Source organism: Agreia bicolorata (assembly GCF_000938265.1).
GTDB classification, from domain to species: domain Bacteria; phylum Actinomycetota; class Actinomycetes; order Actinomycetales; family Microbacteriaceae; genus Agreia; species Agreia bicolorata.
This window is the reverse complement of record NZ_JYFC01000003.1, coordinates 656,748-673,472: the sequence shown is the minus strand read 5'-3', so window position 1 is coordinate 673,472 and position 16,725 is coordinate 656,748. Positions and strand designations below refer to the sequence as shown.

Genomic DNA, 16,725 nt, shown 5'->3' with positions numbered 1-16,725 from the left:
TCGAGGTTCGCTGAGGGCGGTGCGCTGAATGCGAAGCCAATCGCAGCGCTCCCTGAGCCTGTCGAAGGGCGACCTACTCGATCAGCACGGCGGAACGGGCGGAGATTTCGCACACCGACGCGCTATTTGCGTCGGATGTGCTTGGTTCCGTCCGTTTCGTCAGGGTCAGCGGGTGACAGCGCCGAGATGGCGGGCGAAGAAGCGGGCGGCATCGTCACCCGCGAACTGCGGAAGTCCCGTGTGGCCGCCCATGTTCGCATAGAGGCTCTTCTCCGTCGAGGCGAAGGCGTCGAAGAGATCGAGAGCCATCCCTCGATCGTTGCCCTCGTCATCCCACTGGAGGAGAACATGCAGCGGAATCGTGACCCGACGCGCCTCCTCCATCGTGGTGCGCGGAACATAGCTGCCGGCGAAAAGCCCGGCCGCCGCGATTCTCGAATCGATCGCGGCCAGACGCACTCCGATCGCGATCACGCCGCCCGAGAATCCGACCCGCTCGTTGATCTCAGGAAGGGCGAGTACGTCGTCGAGAGTGGTCTGCCACTCCGGCACCGCCTGATCGACGAGAGGGAGGATCAGCCGGTCGATCACATCTGCCCCGGGCTGTTCGCCGGCGGTGAGCGCACGGCGAAGGTCTGCTCGAGCGCGCTCCGCACCGGGCAGCGCTGTTCGCTCGCCGGCTCCCGGCAGTTCGATGGCGACCGCTGCGAAACCGTGCGCGGCGGCGCTGCGCGCCCGTGCCTCGAGCCGGGAATACATCCGTCGCATCCCGAGGCCGCCGGGTTGGCCCATCAGGATGACCGGAACCAGCGCAGAGGAAGAAGCTTGCGGCGGTGTCCACAGGATGCCGCCGATGTCACCGATGGTGAACTCACGCTCGGCGATGCCGGGGTCGAGATGTCGTTCAGAGATGAAATGCATGGTCGTGCCTTTCAGGAGCAGAACGGCCGCTTCGCATGTCGAAGGCCGCTTGACTCTTCCGTAACGTCAACTGGAATGGTTGCAGACATAACAAAGATAACCAGACCGGCCACCGACAGGTCGGCGCGACCGATCGATAACAGGAGGTCCTAGCCATGCAGGAGTGGCCGATCAAGGACGTGGCCCGGGCGACCGGGCTCACCAGTCGAACGCTTCGTCACTACGAACAGATCGGCCTGCTCCACCCGTCGCGGGTGGCGAGCAATGGCTATCGGTTCTACGGGCAAGCAGAGCTGTCGCGCCTCTACAGAATCCTCTCCCTCCGAGCTCTCGAGCTGCCGCTCGCCGCGATCCGCCTCGCCCTCGATGACGAGAAGTCACTCGTCGAGACGATCCAGTCGCACCTCGCGCTTCTCGAAGAACACAGAGACCGAACGAACCAACAGATCACCGTCGTAAGGCAAACGCTCGAGGCGGCACAGAAAGGCCAACAAATGAGCATCGAAGAGGTATTCGCAAGCTTCGACCCGAGCCAGTACGAGACCGAGGTGAGAGAGCGTTGGGGCGACGACGCCTGGGAAGGCAGCGCCGAGCGTCGCAACCAGATGACGCACGATGAGCGCAGAGCCGATGACGAGCGCAGCCTCGACGTGAACGCCGCCCTGCGCGCGGCCGCCGAATCAAACGTGGACCCGACATCCGAGGCATTTCACGCCCTGATTGCGCAGCACTACAAGTGGGTCACAGAGCACTGGAACGGGCGCAAACCCGACAGAGCCGCCTATACCGGACTCTCTCACCTCTACGTCACCGACTCGCGATTTGCCGCGACCTACGGCGGCGAAGCCAACGCCGAAGTCATCCGCGCGGCGATCCAATCGTGGATCGAGACGAACCTCCCGTAGGGCCGTCGGTTGTGTAATATAGTAAGCGCACTTACTACTAGGAGGATTGCCATGTGGACCACCAATTACGAGCAGACGACCACTGCCACACCATCGGCGGTCTGGGCCGCCCTGGAGAAGCTGCACTCCGGCACTCCTCTCGGACCAAGCTCCGACGCATTCGAACTGCACGGACCGTTCGCCGTCGGGACGACACTCACGATCACACCGCAAGGTCAAGAGCCGATGCAGTCGACGATCGTCGCGCTCGTCCCCAACACCACCTACGCGGACAGGACCGTTTTCGGTGATCTGGAACTGACCTTCCGACACGACCTTGCCCCGACCCCAGACGGCGGGACGATGGTCACGCACACGCTCGTCATCGATGGACCCGGGTCCGAGGACATCGGACCCGAGCTCGGGCCTCAGATCAGCAGCGACTTTCCAGTGGCGATGGCAGAACTGCTATCGGCGGCAGAACGCGCAGCCGAGTAGTCGTATGCCCGGCGACCTCGACACCCAGTATCCGGATGCGCAATCGAGCCTAGGACTCGCCCTGTGGCGGGCGACCAACGCATGGCAGAAGCACATCCGCGCGGCCCTGGCCCCCCATGACCTGACGCACGTGCAATACGTACTTCTGGCGTCGCTGACCTGGATGGATCGCACCGAGCCCGTGAGCCAGCGCCATCTCGCCCAGCACGCAGAGCTCGACGTGATGATGACATCACAAGTACTCCGCACACTCGAAGCCAAGGGGTACATCCGCCGCGAACCCCACCCCGACGACAGGCGCGCTATAGCGCTACACCCCACCCCGCGCGGGATCGAGCTGGCGAACATGGCCACGCAAGACGTTGAGTCCGCCGATACCGCCTACTTCGGAGCACTGACACCGGCTCAGCGCAAATTGTTCCTTCCCGCCCTGCAACGGTTGGCCTCGAATCCGCACGAGTAGAACCGGCCGATCGGCCCCGAATAGGCGCTCAGCGGGCGCACTGCGTTAATGGCCACATGCAGTCCTTCGGTTTCGACCGTCTCGTGACGAATTTCCAACCCATTGTCAACATCGACTCGGGCGTGGTGGTGGCGCACGAAGCGCTCAGCCGCGCGTTCTCCGACGGGGTGCCGATCTCTCCGGATCGGCTTCTACACGAGGCGTACCAGCGCGGAACGGTCGCCGAGCTCGACACCCTCTTTCTCGAATCCGCCCTTCGCGCGGCCGAGGCGCAGGGTCTCGTCTCGCCGCACTCCGTCTTCGTGAACGTCGAGCCCGTGAGCTTGGTCGACGGGCGCATCCCGGCCGCGCTGCTCGGCGCTCCCCCATTGGTCGTCGAGATCACCGAGCGCGCACTCACCGGAGACCCCGGATCTCTTCTCGCCGCGACGGCGGCCCTGCGCGCCGCGGGTCACCTCATCGCGGCCGACGATCTGGGGGCCGAAGCAGCATCTCTCGCGCTGCTTCCGCTGTTCGCACCCGAGATCGTGAAGCTCGACATGAACCTCATCGCGCGCCAGCCCGACCGCACGGCAGCCATGATGATGACGGCGATCGCGGCGTATGCAGAGAGAACCGCGTCGATCGTGCTGGCCGAGGGCGTAGAAACCGCAGAGCACATCACCCGCGCGCGAGTTCTCGGCGCATCCCTTGCCCAAGGCTGGTATTTCGGCCGACCAGACGAATCCGCACAGGTCTCCCCCGGCGTCACCGTTCGACAATCGAGGCCCGGTCGCCACAGCTCAGTATCGGCTCTGCCCGAACCGAACATCACTCCGTTCGACGTGGTGACGCCCGGTGCACCCGCAAAGGTCGGCGACCGCGCGATGCTCCTGCAAGTCAGCATGCTGCTCGAGGAGCGGGCGGCCGCCAGCGCCGACTCGGCCGTGCTGCTCGCCACATTTCAGGCCCACGACAACATCAACGCGACGGCCCGCCACCGATACGAGCGCCTGCTCGACACCGGATGCCTGTTAACGGTCTATTCGACCGGCACGTCGGCGGGCCTTCCGCATCCGGCCCGCAATGTGGTGCTCTCAGAAACCGACCCGCTCGCATCCGAATGGGATGTCGTTCTGCTCACCGCCGACTACGCGGCGGCCCTGACCGCGCGGGAGATCGATCCCACCCACGAGGGCCAGGGGCTCTACGAATTCGTGCTGACCACCAACCGCCATCTGGTCACGCGCTGCGCCCGAGCGCTTCTCTCGCGCTGAGCCGTCAACCCCTGCCGCCGACCGGGTGCGCAGGCGTAACGTCGCGCCTGGAAAGGAGCACATATGACGACGAACGAATCCACAAAGCCGGATGCCGACGAGATTCCCGATGGCTCGGGATCTGACGGAAGTAAGCCCCAGAGCGGCGAAGACACCGCATCAGGAGGAGGAGCAGACGATGAGTGACCCTCGCCCCGAGCACACCCCGAAGCCCGATGAGATCGACCCTGAAGAGGGAACCGAGCCCGATGGGACTCCCGTGGAGAACCCCTCCGGCTCGCGGGAGTTGATCGCGGCCTAGAGCCGCGTTCTCGCGCAAAGAACGTGTCTGAGACGGGGTCTGTCGACGACGGAACCGCGCCTGCGCTATTACAGGGCGGATTGACGCCACGCCGCTGTCGGAACGACGACACACCGGCCCACCGTCAAAACATCCTGTTCAACGAATCTCGGGGTCGATTCATGTGCAACTCGAACCCGTGGGGCTGGTCCTCTCGCCTCCATAGCTTGTCAGCAGCTCCCCGCAGACTCTCGTTCAGCGATCGAGTTCCGGGCTCGGTTTCTCCGTGACCCGGGCAAAGCCGACCATCGCTCGTACTCAGGAGAAGCCGGGCGGAAACGGTCTTTTCGTGCATGAGAGGTCGAGATGTCCTGAGTTGTAGCGCGACCTCTGCGAGCCGTGTCGATCCTCCGCCTGTTGCCGCCGCAGTCCACGGGACACGGCGATAGGCGAAGATAGTCGCATCATACGATCAGCGATAGGAGCGCCATCTTGCCCGCAGCGAGCAACCTGACCGAATACCTCAGCAGCCTCCCCGCCGATCGACGTGACGCATTCGACAGGCTGATGTCTGCGGTTGCAGCGGTGCCTGGGCCCCCGTCGAACAACTCCTTCGTTTTTCTCGCCGGCCAGACCACGCACCCCGAATTCGACGATGCCGAGGCTGTGTTCTGGAAGGCCGTCGAGCAGCTGCACCTGCGAAGCGCTGTCAACGACGGTGAGTTGCCTCTGGTCTACTGGGGTTTCCACTCCATCGACCTGTTGCTCCGCCGTCATTCCAACGGCATTCTCATCACCGATCGCACCGTGTATCTCGACGATGTGGGCCACAGCTCAGCCCACTTCGCGACCGAGAGCGTCGACCCCGCCTCCATTCGTGTGGCGGGCGAATCGCTCGAGGTGGCCGGCGCATCCGTCGGTCTCGCGCAGATCGCCAACATGCTCGAGCCGACAACCGCTCCGGATGCCGCCGCCTACCTTTCCGCCGTCGTCGCGGCCGTGCAGGCGGCGGGGCACACCGTCGCTGGCGACGGGAGTGCGGCCAGCGCAGAGCCCACCCAGACCGTGGAGCAACTCGTGTTCGCGAGTCGCATGAACTCCGACTTCAGGGTTCCTTCCCGACCCAAAGACGCCAAGGCGCTGAACAAGTTGTCGACCAAGTGGAGCCTTCCCGCCGACGAAGTGCTGCTCGTCTCGCTGTCGAGCTCGACATTCGCGGGTGTTTACGGCATCGCCATCACGAACAAGGCGGTGTACTCCAAAGACCTCATGGAGCCTCTGTTCCGTACTGCGTTGGAGAACGTCGAGGGCTTCGTTTGGGAGCCCGAGACGAAGACGTTCCGGGTGTCGAACGATCACGCGGCCCCGACGCATCCGGCCATCACCGATGACAACCGCGACTACGCGGCGAGCCTGCTGCACAACCTCGCTCGCGCGGCTGCCCGCGAATAGAGACCCGAGCAGCCGGCGTCAGTAGTGCCCGGCGTGGACAAGAGGTGCAGGTACTCCGGGCACCACTGTCCGCGCCGGGCACTACTGGCGCGCTGCGCTGCCTAGTCGAGCAGCAGCGCCGGCTCTTCCATGATGCTCGCGACGTCGGCCAGGAAGCGGCTCGCCACATCGCCGTCGACAACCCGGTGATCGAAGCTCGCACCAACGGTCGTCACGAAGCGCGGACGCACCTCGCCATCCACAACCCACGGCTTCTGCTTGATCGTGCCCAGAGCAACGATCGCCACCTCGCCCGGGTTCAGGATCGGCGTACCCGTGTCCATGCCGAACACACCGATGTTCGTGAGGGTGATCGTTCCATTGGCCTGGTCGGCCGGCGAGGTGCGCCCCTCGCGCGCGGTCAGCGTGAGCTGCTCCAGCGCCGCGGCGAGCTCGAGCAGCGACATGTCCTGCGCGTCCTTCACATTCGGAACGATCAGCCCGCGCGGGGTCGCCGCCGCGATGCCGAGGTTCACGTAGTTGCGAACGATGATCTCCTTGTCGGTCCACGCGGAGTTCACCATCGGGTTGCGGCGCACGGCCCAGATCATGGCCCGCGCCATGATCAGCAGCGGCGACACCTTCACGCCCGTGAAGTCGGTTGACGTCTTCAGGCGCTTCACGAACTCCATGGTGCGCGTCGCATCCACGTCGACGAACAGGCTCACGTGCGGCGCCGAGAACGCGGAGTGCGTCATGGCCTTCGCAATCTGCTTGCGCACGCCCTTCACGGGAATGATCTCTTCACGGGTGTCGGCCCACTGCGGCGTCTCGATGTTGTGGAACACCTTCGCCTGCTCCGCGTGGCGCACCACGTCGTCGCGGGTGATGTCGCCGATCGGGCCCGTGGGCTGCACCTCGGCGAGGTCCACGCCCAGGTCTTTGGCCAGCTTGCGAATGGGCGGCTTGGCGATGATCGGCAGGCCCGTGAGAACGGGCACGCGTGCCGCGCGGGTTGTGGATGCCTGCGGCTGGCCGCTCGAGGCGGCCCCGGTCGACGCGGCGTTTGGCTTGGCTGCCGCCGCGCCCGCGCCGGGGCGACTGGGCCGGCGGCTGGCGACGTGACCCTTGATGCCGTACCCGACCAGAACCGCGCCCGACGAGCTGTCTGATTCCTGCGAGACGCTGGCGGCGGCATCCGCTCGCACCTGCTCGGCCTCGACGACCGCCGGCGATGACGCCGACGCGGGGGCGACATGGTGCGCGGAAGCGACTGCGGCCGGCGCAGGCGCGGCGTGACCGGGCGACGCCGCGGCCGCGGTGATGGGCGTCTCGAACCCGGGAACGGGTGCGGGAGCAACGGCCGCGCCGCCGGCAGAGGTGACGCTGATGATGGGCGTTCCCACGTCGACGGTGTCGCCCTCATTCACGAGAAGGACTTCGACGACGCCCTCGAACGGAGAGGGCAGTTCGACGAGCGACTTGGCGGTCTCGATCTCGACGAGTACGTCGTTGATGGCGACGGTGTCACCGGGGGCGACGCGCCACGAGACGATCTCGGCCTCGGTGAGGCCTTCGCCGACGTCGGGGAGGTTGAAGTGCGAGGTGGTCACGATGCCATCCTTTGCGGTTGAAGAACTGAGGAAGCGAAGAGCCCGGGAGGACTAGAACGCCAGCGACCGGTCGACGGCCTCGAGAATACGGTCGACGTCGGGCAAGAACAGCGACTCGATACGAGGCGCGGGCATCGGCACATCGAAGCCCGAGACTCGAATCACCGGCGCCTGCAGCGAGTAGAACGCCTTCTCGGCGACAGTCGCGGCGATCTCCGATCCGACGCTCACGAAGCCCGAGGCCTCCTGGCACACGACCAGGCGGCCGGTCTTGGTGACCGAGTCGAGAATGGGCGCGTAGTCGATGGGGCTGATCGAGCGCAGGTCGATGACCTCGAGGCTCACGCCCTCCGTCGCGGCGAGCTCTGCGGCCTGCAGCATCATGGTGACCATGGCGCCGTGGCCGACGAGCGTCGCATCCGTGCCCGTGCGCGCGACGCGACTGGCGTGCAGCGGCGAGGCCGAGGCATCCAGATCGACGGGGCCCTTGGGCCAGTAGCGGCTCTTGGGCTCGAAGAAGATCACGGGGTCGTTCGACTCGATCGACTCCTGGATCATCCAGTAGGCGTCGTTCGGGGTCGACGGGCTGACCACGCGCAGGCCGGCCGTGTGCGCGAAGTACGCCTCGGGGCTCTCCATGTGGTGCTCGATCGCGCCGATGTGGGCGCCGTAGGGGATGCGGATGACCACGGGCATGCGGAGCGTGCCCCGGCCGCGGTTGGTGAGTTTGGCGAGCTGCGTGGTGATCTGGTTGAAGGCCGGGTAGACGAAGCCGTCGAACTGGATCTCGCAGACCGGGCGGTAGCCGCGCAGGGCGAGGCCGATGGCGGTGCCGACGATTCCCGACTCGGCGAGGGGCGTGTCGAGCACGCGCTTGTCGCCGAACTCGGCCTTGATGCCCTCGGTCACGCGGAAGACGCCGCCCAGCGTTCCGATGTCTTCGCCCATAAGAAGGACTTTGTCGTTGTCGGTCATGGCCTTGCGCAGGCCCGCATTGATGGCCTTCGCCAGCGGAAGTTCTTCGACGGCCATTACTTGTCTCCTCCGAACGACGCCTCGTAGTTCGCGAGCCAGGCCTTCTGCTCGGTGACGAGCGGGTGCGGTTCGCTGTAGACGTGGTCGAACAGGTTGTCGATCGTGGGGTTGGGCAGCTCGAGCGTGCGGTGCCGGATGTCCGCCGCGAAGTCGGCCGCCTCCTGCTCGACGTCTGCGAAGAAGGCCTCGCTCGCGCCCTTGTTCTTGAGGAACGCCTCGAAGCGCAGAATCGGGTCGCGGGCGACCCAATAGGCCAGCTGCTCGTCGTTCTGGTAGCGGGTGGGGTCATCGGATGTCGTGTGGGCGCCGATGCGGTACGTCTGGGCCTCGATGTAGCTGGGCCCCAGGCCGTTGCGGGCGTCGTCGAGGTGCTTGGCGCTCACCGCGTAACTGGCGAGCACGTCGTTGCCGTCGACCTGCACGCTCGGAATGCCGAAACCGCGCGGGCGCAGGTAGAGAGGAACGCGCGACTGCGTGGCGACCGGAACCGAGATGGCCCACTGGTTGTTCTGCAGGAAGAAGACGGTGGGCGTCTGGTAGCTGGCCGCGAAGACCATGGCCTCGTTGACGTCGCCCTCGCTGGTGGAGCCGTCGCCGAAGTAGACGATCACGGCGGTGTCGGTGTCGGGGTTGCCCGTGCCGACGGCGCCATCGAAGTTGATGCCCATGCCGTAGCCGGTGGCGTGCAGCGTCTGCGTGCCGAGCACCAAGGTGTAGCCGTGGAAGTTGCCGTTCTTGGGGTCGTTCACGTCCCACCCACCGAGGGTGGTGCCGCGCATCAGCTCGACGATGCCCATGAGGTCGATGCCGCGGATCTTGCCGACGACGTGCTCGCGGTAGCTGGGGAAGATGTGGTCCTGCGCACGCGTAGCGCGGGCCGACCCGACCTGAGCGGCCTCTTGTCCGTGGCTCGGCGGCCACAGGGCCATCTGCCCCTGGCGTTGCAGATTGGTGCACTCGGTATCGAAGCGCCGGATGACGGCCATGTCGCGATAGAACTGCTCGTGCTGTTCGTCGCTGAGCGCCTCTACATAGGGCAGGTACTCGTCGCTCCCGGCACTGGGAGCGAAGGAACCGTCTGTGGCCAGAAATTGAACCGCGGGCGGAGGAGTGGTCATAGAAGAACCCTCTTGTCTTTCGCTTGTATGCCTACGCTATCGGGTGCGTCGACGGGCCCTCTGAGAGGGTTGCGACAAGCTTTGCCGAGATAGCGATGAGTTTCTCTACAGATTCGTGCTCGCCGATCGAAATCCGCACGCCCTCGGGGTGGAACGCGCGAACGACTATTCCATTTTCGGCATATACCTGCGCTGCGTGCGCGGTGTGCTCTCCGGTGGGCAGCCAGATGAAGTTGCCCTGGGGCTTCGGAGCGTCCCAGCCCTGGTCGATGAGGGCGACCCACAGGTCGTCGCGGCGCTTGGCGATGTCAGCTACTCGCTCGTTGAGCTGCACGTCGTCGCCCAGGCTCACGACTGCGGCGTGCTGCGCCTGGTCGGTGATTCCGAGCGGAATGGCCGTCGTGCGCGCGGCCTGCAGGATGGCGGCGGGGCCGATGCCGTAGCCGACGCGCAGACCCGCGAGCCCGTAAGCCTTGGAGAAGGTGCGCAGCACAACGAGGTTCGGGTACTTGCCGAGCAGCGTCTTTCCGTCGACGGCGTCATCGTCGGTGACGAACTCTGTGTAGGCCTCGTCGAGGATCACGAGCAGGTCGCCGGGGACCTTGCTCATGAAGTCTTCGAACTCGTCTTGAGTGACGATGGTTCCGGTGGGGTTGTTAGGGCTGCACACGATGATCAGCCGAGTGCGCTCGGTGATCGCATCGAGCATCGCCGGCAGGTCGTGCCGGTGGTCGTCGGTGTTCGCCACCTTCACGCTGACGGCCCCGGTGAGTGTGGGCATCCAGGGGTAGGCCTCGAATGACCGCCACGAGTAGACGACCTCGTCACCCGCGCCGGCCGCAGCCTGCACGAGCTGCACGAGAAGGGAGACAGACCCGGCCCCAATAATGACCTCGTCGGCACTCACGCCGAACCGCTCGGCCAGCGCGTTGGTGAGATCGGGCGCGGCGGCATTCGGATAGCGATTGAGCGAGGCGCTCGCCTTCTCGACGGCCTCGAGCACCGCGGGCAGCGGCGGAAAGGGGTTCTCGTTGCTGCTGAGCTTGAAGCCTCCCTCTATAGAGGTGCCCTGCTTATAGGGGGGCAAGGCGAGGATTTCGGGACGCAGCTTGACGGGGGAAACGGGGGAGTCGCTCACTGGGTCAGTCTATGTTGCGGCGTTCGTAGCTTCCGCAGATCAATTCACATACGAAGCAGGCGGAGTGAATGGATGTACTTGTTACGAGTTCGTCGTCCGACCTCGCTATTACGTGCCGGACATCAATGAGGCACTTAGCTGCAACCTCCGTAACCCCTATTTTCGCCAGGGGGCACTAGGTTGTCTTCTTCTCGTATGCACCGACGACCACTTCAGCTCTCGCAAGCAGCTCATCGAACGTGATGACCTCCGGCTCATGCAGATTGCGGCGAAACAATTCGAAAGATCGAATTTTGCCTTGATGGGCGCCGCCAGCCTCACCAATAAATTCGTCCAGCCTCCCCGCAACTACAAAGCTGCGGGGTCGATACGTATAAGCATCCAACACTGGTTGCGAAACGCCTTCTTCGGTTTTCCGGAGAATTGCTCCCATATGTTCTTGAGCCAGCTGTACCGTGCCCTGGGCTTGAGCCACCGCTCCCGAAATTTCAGTTGATGGAGAAAAACATCCGGATCGATATTCCTTACCTAGAAGATCCGTTTTGTGGTGCTTAATCTCTGCAAAGACCAAAAACTGGGCTGCACCGGCAGTTCGTAGAAGTGCATCTGTTCGCTTTCCGGGTCCTGCCACGCTGTAGCCGGTCACAACCTGTTCTAAACGATCAGCGTCCCACCCGGTGAACAACTGCGTCGAGAGACCCAATCCCAAAAGCCACGGGTTGGACTCAAAAAAGTTCTGCCAGACACCCTCAGTCGATTTCGCCTTCTGTAACGCAAGCGTCGAATCGAAGTGTTCGTCATCTTCCAAGAGTGCCCGAAATTCCGTCACAACCGCACGCCGGTGAGCCACGGCTACGACGTCAACCGCTCCCGCGTCACCAGCGATTAGTGCCCTGAAACGTTCCGCGTCATGATCGTAGGCAGTGACCAACGATTCCGAATCAGGGATAGTCTTCGTTCTCGTGGAGCGAACCATGTCGGCGCCACTCGTATCGAAACTCTTGTTTCGCATCAGCGCCACGAGATGTGCTGCGGGGATTCCTTGCAGGTGGAGAACCGTCTTGTGTTCTTTATCTCCCTCGCCCAGCGTCATGATCCAAATTTCGTCTACTGCGTTGGTACCTCTAACGGTCAGCAGTTTGACCCGATACGTCACCCCTCCGTTATCTGCGCCCACTTCCCAAATGGATCCAGTTCCAGGCTGTACATCTCGTTGCTCCATCCCAACGAAGTCTTCGTAAATTATTCGGGCGGGGGCCCCGAAATCGCGCGCCGCTTGGCTTTGGTCCGGGAATGTCTCGCCCACCTAGGCAGTCCTGCAGGGCGAGCATCCACAACGAATTGAGAGTCCCGAATTGACTCGCCCCAGCCCGGTGGCGGGGTCGCCACCTTGACTTCCTCGAACATTTGCGAGCAGGACAGGGGCAGGCTGATCGCTATCCATCAGTGCCACTGATTCTGGTCTCGGAGACGCCGAGCCATGGGCCCTATACACGACAACCACGTTCGTGCCATGAGATGACGCTCGCAGGCATATTCCGCGAATGTAGTAACGGTTGAACTCCGTCCGACCGAGCTTTCTCGCGGCATCCACTGGAGCGTCGACCACGCGTCCTTCTTCATTCAGTCGGTTGATGAGGTCGGCCTCCGTTCCAGCCTGAAGCGCGTGCTCAATGAGCGAAACGTAGTCCACTCGCCCTCGGGCAGTAAGTCCAGCTCCCAGAAAGGGCGCGCCTTGCGAAGAGATGTCGTATCTGAGCTCGCTAAGCATGTGCCCGCGCGTCTCCGCATCCAACTCTAGAAAATTGAAGCTCGTAGATTCCACTTGGATCCCCCTATATGGCCGGTAAGGCGTTCACGTCCGGCGTACGTTGCTCAAGAATGCCCTGGTCGTGAGTCTCATGTATTGAACGGCGAGATCGCGGCGACCGCGCCGTCTATTGACGAGATATCTCGCGTCTCCTTGGCGCCGCTGCGACTGACGCGATGTAACTTCTACGTCGCGCATCACACACTTGACGTCTCGTCCGACTACGGTCGACTAGGTTTCGTAGGCAACAACCGTCCACACAGGAACGACTTCGAGGAACAGGCCTTGTGCTGAGAGCCTCTTTTCCGTTGGATTCGTGCGCGGTATCCATCTCCCGCCTTATTGATGCGGACGCTTGTTTATGACCAGGCAAGTCGAAAGACCCGGAGCTCGCGGCCTCGCCTAGAGGACTTCGGCGCCGGCCATCAGCGTAGGTTGGTGCTGCCAGATCGAGTCCCTATGCTCGATAGACAGCGCAGAGCCAAACCGCAAAATTCATCGCGATGGGGTACCGAGTGCCAAATGGAATGAAAATCTTCATCTCGTCGGGGAGCAGACTCGACACGCGATCTCTCGTGGAGGATCTACAACGGCTCGGGCACGAGCCCTTCGTGCTCTCCGAGGTAGTAGAACTCGGTACTCAGTTCGCAGCAGCAATCCGCGGAGCGATCGAGTCAGCGGACGCTGTCATAGTCCTTCTCGGAAAATTGCAGCGCGAATCGAGCTTGTTCGAAGCCGGCATCGCGACAGCATTGGGCATACCCATGGTCGTGATCGTGCTTGATGACTCGATAGTCCCATCGTCGTTGAGCGACAGACCTATAATTCGATCATTCGATTCGAACTTAGTCAGAGATGCTCTGCACGCCGCAACATACAAGATCAACCAGCGGGATTTTGGATCTATGGAGGTATCACTGGGTTCTACGGTTGACCAGTTGGCCACCGTGGTTCGTTTCGGTTCAGAGGCAGAATCCCTCAGCGCGATAGCAGAAGCGATCGAGCGGTCTGGCGCAATAGTGGTGTCCAGGAAAGAACCTCGAGGTTTTGATCTCGCGATCTGGTCCGATGATCTTTCTTCGTTTGGAGCAAATCCGCTCTTTGTCGAGTTCGTCAGGTCTGTTACACCCCAGACACTCGAGAGGGTTGCGACGCTCCTCGGAGAGTCCCCAACGTCAAATCTCGCCATAGTCATCTACCGCGAAGAGAGTTCATCTCGGCTACTTGCAGAAGACGCGGCCGGGCGTGGATATCCGGTCATTTTCGTGTCCGCGTTGGAGCTCCTCGAGAGGATGCGCGCCAAGTCCTTTGCACTCGTCGTACGTGACTTGCGTAATGAGTCGTTCCATGGCAAGTCGCCACGATGACTTCGATCGATCCTGCCGTCGTCGCAGAGCTTTTCGCTCGCGGGGACGCGGCGAGGACGACTTCGGAGAAAGGTGATGCCCTCGAGGAACTCATCGTGTACTTATTCGAGCTAGTGCCCGGGATATCGAACACGACCCGCAAAGCAAGGAACCCCGGGGGCGTTGCTGAAATCGATGTTGCCTTTTGGAACGATGGACCACCTGACGGGCTTCGGCAGTTCGACGCGTTCATTCTTATCGAGGCAAAGAACTGGTCTGCCAAAGTCGGCTACACCGAGATCGTATTGTTCAAAGAAAAGCTTGAAAATCGGGGAATGAGTTTCGGAATCTTAGTTGCCGCGTCCGGCATCACTGGTGACGCTACTTCGAGGACGGCGGCATATAACGCCCTGTATAGCTATCTCAGCGCCGGTCGGCACATTCTCATATTGACAAGAGCTGAGATTGAGATCTTGTCCTCGACTGATGAACTGATCCGCCTCCTCATCCGCAAACGACTCGCACTAATCCTTAGCGGCGAGATTTATGAAGACCCACGAACCGCTTTGTAGGCGCAACGGGCTCAAGTGCTTCTAAAAAAGTTTCACAAGTCGTCAATTCGCTCGACCTCGCAACCTGAAACCTGAAACCTGAAACCTGAAACCTGAAAGAGCTTCCTGCACCGGTGCTCTACCTAATTCATCAGTTCCCTGTTGGGGCGTGTGCGGCCAGCCATGCTTCGCGGCTAACACGGTCAACCTCTATCTCCCATAGAAGGCGTAGTTTCGTGAATTGGTTGAACCAGAGATACAAAGGCGTTTAATCCGAACTCTTCCGGGCGAGAAAACTATCGACGACAATCGATGCGCTGTTACGTTGATCATCTCTAGGAAAGACGGAGTCAAGTTGAGGCTGCAAGCAGTTCGTCTGACCGGCGGAGTTCGAATCCCCATCTCATCTTCAGTAACTGCGATCGTGGGTCCCAACAATTCTGGGAAAAGCACCTTCTTGCGAGAGCTACAAGCTGCCTTTGCTCGCCACCCTTTTCAAGGCGCAATCACGGATCACAAACTAGTTGAAGCGTACGAGCTTGAACCGGACGAAAACGTCGACGCATTGAAGAGATCCCTAAGTTCAATGTACCCGATCCGCCCTGCCGGTCAGCATCCAGAGGGCTTCTTCGCCGAACCGAGTTGGCGCCTACCGAATGGTCAGATTCTCGTGGGATCCGACGTAGATCAGCATTGGACTTCAAACATTGGACTCGGTCCGCTGGCTCCCTACTTCTCGATACTTATGGACGCCAGCAGTCGGTTGCACATGGCTAGTTCGACTAGCGCATACGATAGTCTCCGCGAATCCCCATCGAACGCGGTGCAGCAGCTCTACGCCAATCGAAGCCTAGAGGGGTCCCTAAGCACCCTCACTATGAAAGCATTCGGAAAACCAACCACGGTCAACAGATACTCCGGCAGCATGATCCACCTTCACGTTGGAGCACCAGTTGAAGAGGAGGGTCAATCTCCTCAAACTACGTCGTACCTGCAGCAGCTTGCTGGCCTCCCCCGTGTGGACGATCAGGGCGACGGCTTCAAGGCATTCATAGGCATGGCGCTATCTGTTCTGGCAGGCGCATATCCCGTCGTCTTGCTAGACGAACCCGAAGCCTTCCTTCACCCGCCTCAGGCGCGACTCCTGGGACAGTTTTTATCAGAGCAGCATGCCAGCGGAACCCAGGTCATCGTGTCAACGCACAGCGAAGACATCATCGCCGGTCTGACAAGTACCGCCGGGGATGGCGTCTCGATCGTTCGACTAACTCGCGAGGATGATGAGGCAGCGGTGGCACAGCTCACCGCGGAGGCAGTGAAGGACCTATATGACGATCCTTTGATCCGCTACTACGACATGCTGAACGGTCTGTTTGTCCGCGGAGTCGTCATCTGCGAAGCAGACTCCGATTGCACCTATTACCGCGCCGTCCTTGAGGAGATCGACCAGGAGGAGGGGATCGATTCAGGTCTCCATTTCTCACACACCGGGGGAAAAGCCCGCATCCACGTAGCCATGGAGGCTTTCCGGCGTACCAAAGTACCTGTGGCGGCATTGGTGGACGTCGATTTCCTTCAGAACGATGTCGACTTCGAACGAATCTTGATGGCTGCGGGAGCCGACCCGGCCCTGTTCGAACGCGATAGACGTGTTGTAATCTCAGCGGTCCGCGATCGGGATCAGAAAAAGTCTGTTGTGGCCGCTCGAGCAGAGATCGAGCAACTCCTTCGTGAAGCGAACGGAAACGTCACGAGTGCCCTGGTTGGCCGAGTCTCCAAAGCCCTAACCGGACGGTCGGGCTGGAAGGAGTTTAAGGAGCAAGGCAAACGCCTTTTACACGGTGACGCACTACGGGCCTACGGAGCGCTCGATCAAGGCTTGAAGGGTTTCGGCATTTTTCTTGTGCCGGTAGGTGAGCTCGAAGGGTTCCATCCGGAATATTCATCACAAAACAAGGCCCGGTGGCTTCGGTCGGTCCTCGAAGGGAGGGCCTATGAGAATGCAACAGCAGCCATTGAATTTCTTCAGGATGTACGGAGATTCACCACTCAACAACAGGTGATGTAGTGCTCTGGCCGAGCCTGGCGTTATCGGGTCGGTTGGAAAGACGGGGCGACGGCCAGGTCAACCGTGTCCCAGATTCTGTCAAAAACGGCAAACTGTGCTTATCGGTTAACGAGTCGCGATCTGAAGTCGGTCACCGGTGCAATGCCGCACCGACTCTACGAGTAGATCACTGGATGCCCGCAACCTGGTGCACCACTTCTACCTCGTATGCCTAAACCTAGGCTCGGACGGCTGTATCACGCGTCCACGACGTCCCGATCCTGCGTCGACCAACGGCATCGAGCGGATGCCCCTCGTCAATGACCAGAGTCTC

The 16,725-nt window shown here is 61.8% G+C and carries 16 protein-coding genes; 10 read left to right on the top strand and 6 right to left on the bottom strand.

Annotation, left to right across the window (positions count from 1 at the left end):
* Positions 1 to 165: 165 nt before the first annotated feature.
* A complete protein-coding gene (locus tag TZ00_RS10090; protein WP_044441265.1) occupies positions 166 to 921 on the bottom strand; it encodes a hypothetical protein in 756 nt (251 codons plus the stop codon).
* Between the two features lie 155 nt (positions 922 to 1,076).
* On the opposite strand from TZ00_RS10090, the gene TZ00_RS10085 reads away from it, so the two are divergent.
* The 7 genes from TZ00_RS10085 (at position 1,077) to TZ00_RS10060 (ending at position 5,754) form a co-directional block, all read left to right on the top strand.
* Complete coding sequence (locus tag TZ00_RS10085; RefSeq protein WP_044441263.1) at positions 1,077 to 1,826, top strand: MerR family transcriptional regulator; 750 nt, start codon at positions 1,077 to 1,079, stop codon at positions 1,824 to 1,826.
* Positions 1,827 to 1,877: 51 nt separating this feature from the next.
* The gene (locus TZ00_RS10080; RefSeq protein ID WP_044441261.1) at positions 1,878 to 2,303 is read left to right on the top strand and encodes an SRPBCC family protein; all 426 of its coding nucleotides are present in this window, start codon (positions 1,878 to 1,880) and stop codon (positions 2,301 to 2,303) included.
* A 4-nt stretch (positions 2,304 to 2,307) separates the two neighbouring features.
* A complete protein-coding gene (locus TZ00_RS10075) occupies positions 2,308 to 2,766 on the top strand; it encodes a MarR family winged helix-turn-helix transcriptional regulator (RefSeq protein ID WP_044441259.1) in 459 nt (152 codons plus the stop codon).
* A gap of 56 nt (positions 2,767 to 2,822) precedes the next feature.
* Positions 2,823 to 4,022, top strand: coding sequence for a sensor domain-containing phosphodiesterase (locus TZ00_RS10070; RefSeq protein WP_044441257.1), 1,200 nt, complete (start codon positions 2,823 to 2,825; stop codon positions 4,020 to 4,022).
* A 63-nt stretch (positions 4,023 to 4,085) separates the two neighbouring features.
* Positions 4,086 to 4,208: a hypothetical protein gene (locus TZ00_RS20500; protein WP_274519270.1), complete on the top strand. Its 123-nt coding sequence runs from the start codon at positions 4,086 to 4,088 to the stop codon at positions 4,206 to 4,208.
* Positions 4,201 to 4,323 (top strand): hypothetical protein, encoded by a 123-nt coding sequence (locus TZ00_RS20495; protein ID WP_274519269.1) that lies wholly within the window; start codon positions 4,201 to 4,203, stop codon positions 4,321 to 4,323. The genes TZ00_RS20500 and TZ00_RS20495 overlap by 8 nt, the downstream gene beginning before the upstream one ends.
* Positions 4,324 to 4,794: 471 nt before the next feature.
* On the top strand, positions 4,795 to 5,754 hold the full coding sequence (locus tag TZ00_RS10060) for a hypothetical protein (RefSeq protein WP_044441253.1): 960 nt from the start codon (positions 4,795 to 4,797) through the stop codon (positions 5,752 to 5,754).
* A 101-nt stretch (positions 5,755 to 5,855) separates the two neighbouring features.
* On the opposite strand, the gene TZ00_RS10055 is transcribed toward TZ00_RS10060, so the two are convergent.
* From TZ00_RS10055 to TZ00_RS10035, 5 genes are all read right to left on the bottom strand, one after another.
* Complete coding sequence (locus TZ00_RS10055; protein WP_044441251.1) at positions 5,856 to 7,346, bottom strand: dihydrolipoamide acetyltransferase family protein; 1,491 nt, start codon at positions 7,344 to 7,346, stop codon at positions 5,856 to 5,858.
* A 51-nt stretch (positions 7,347 to 7,397) separates the two neighbouring features.
* The gene (locus TZ00_RS10050) at positions 7,398 to 8,378 is read right to left on the bottom strand and encodes an alpha-ketoacid dehydrogenase subunit beta (protein WP_044441250.1); all 981 of its coding nucleotides are present in this window, start codon (positions 8,376 to 8,378) and stop codon (positions 7,398 to 7,400) included.
* Positions 8,378 to 9,499: a thiamine pyrophosphate-dependent dehydrogenase E1 component subunit alpha gene (locus TZ00_RS10045; RefSeq protein WP_044441248.1), complete on the bottom strand. Its 1,122-nt coding sequence runs from the start codon at positions 9,497 to 9,499 to the stop codon at positions 8,378 to 8,380. Before TZ00_RS10045 ends, TZ00_RS10050 begins: the two co-directional genes overlap by 1 nt.
* Before the next feature lie 31 nt (positions 9,500 to 9,530).
* Complete coding sequence (locus TZ00_RS10040) at positions 9,531 to 10,637, bottom strand: histidinol-phosphate transaminase (RefSeq protein ID WP_084606030.1); 1,107 nt, start codon at positions 10,635 to 10,637, stop codon at positions 9,531 to 9,533.
* A 175-nt stretch (positions 10,638 to 10,812) separates the two neighbouring features.
* Positions 10,813 to 11,943, bottom strand: coding sequence for a Shedu immune nuclease family protein (locus TZ00_RS10035; protein ID WP_084606029.1), 1,131 nt, complete (start codon positions 11,941 to 11,943; stop codon positions 10,813 to 10,815).
* 1,031 nt (positions 11,944 to 12,974) lie between these two features.
* Between TZ00_RS10035 and TZ00_RS10030 the strand changes: the two genes are divergently transcribed.
* The 3 genes from TZ00_RS10030 to TZ00_RS10020 all read left to right on the top strand — a co-directional run bounded on the left by TZ00_RS10030 (position 12,975) and on the right by TZ00_RS10020 (position 16,412).
* Positions 12,975 to 13,814 carry a toll/interleukin-1 receptor domain-containing protein gene (locus TZ00_RS10030; RefSeq protein ID WP_044441246.1) on the top strand — a complete coding sequence of 280 codons (840 nt, stop codon included), beginning with the start codon at positions 12,975 to 12,977 and terminating at the stop codon, positions 13,812 to 13,814.
* Entirely contained in the window at positions 13,811 to 14,365 is a 555-nt protein-coding gene (locus tag TZ00_RS10025) for a restriction endonuclease (RefSeq protein ID WP_044441244.1), read from the top strand. Before TZ00_RS10030 ends, TZ00_RS10025 begins: the two co-directional genes overlap by 4 nt.
* 856 nt (positions 14,366 to 15,221) lie before the next feature.
* A complete protein-coding gene (locus tag TZ00_RS10020; protein WP_161793759.1) occupies positions 15,222 to 16,412 on the top strand; it encodes an ATP-dependent nuclease in 1,191 nt (396 codons plus the stop codon).
* Positions 16,413 to 16,725: the final 313 nt, after the last annotated feature.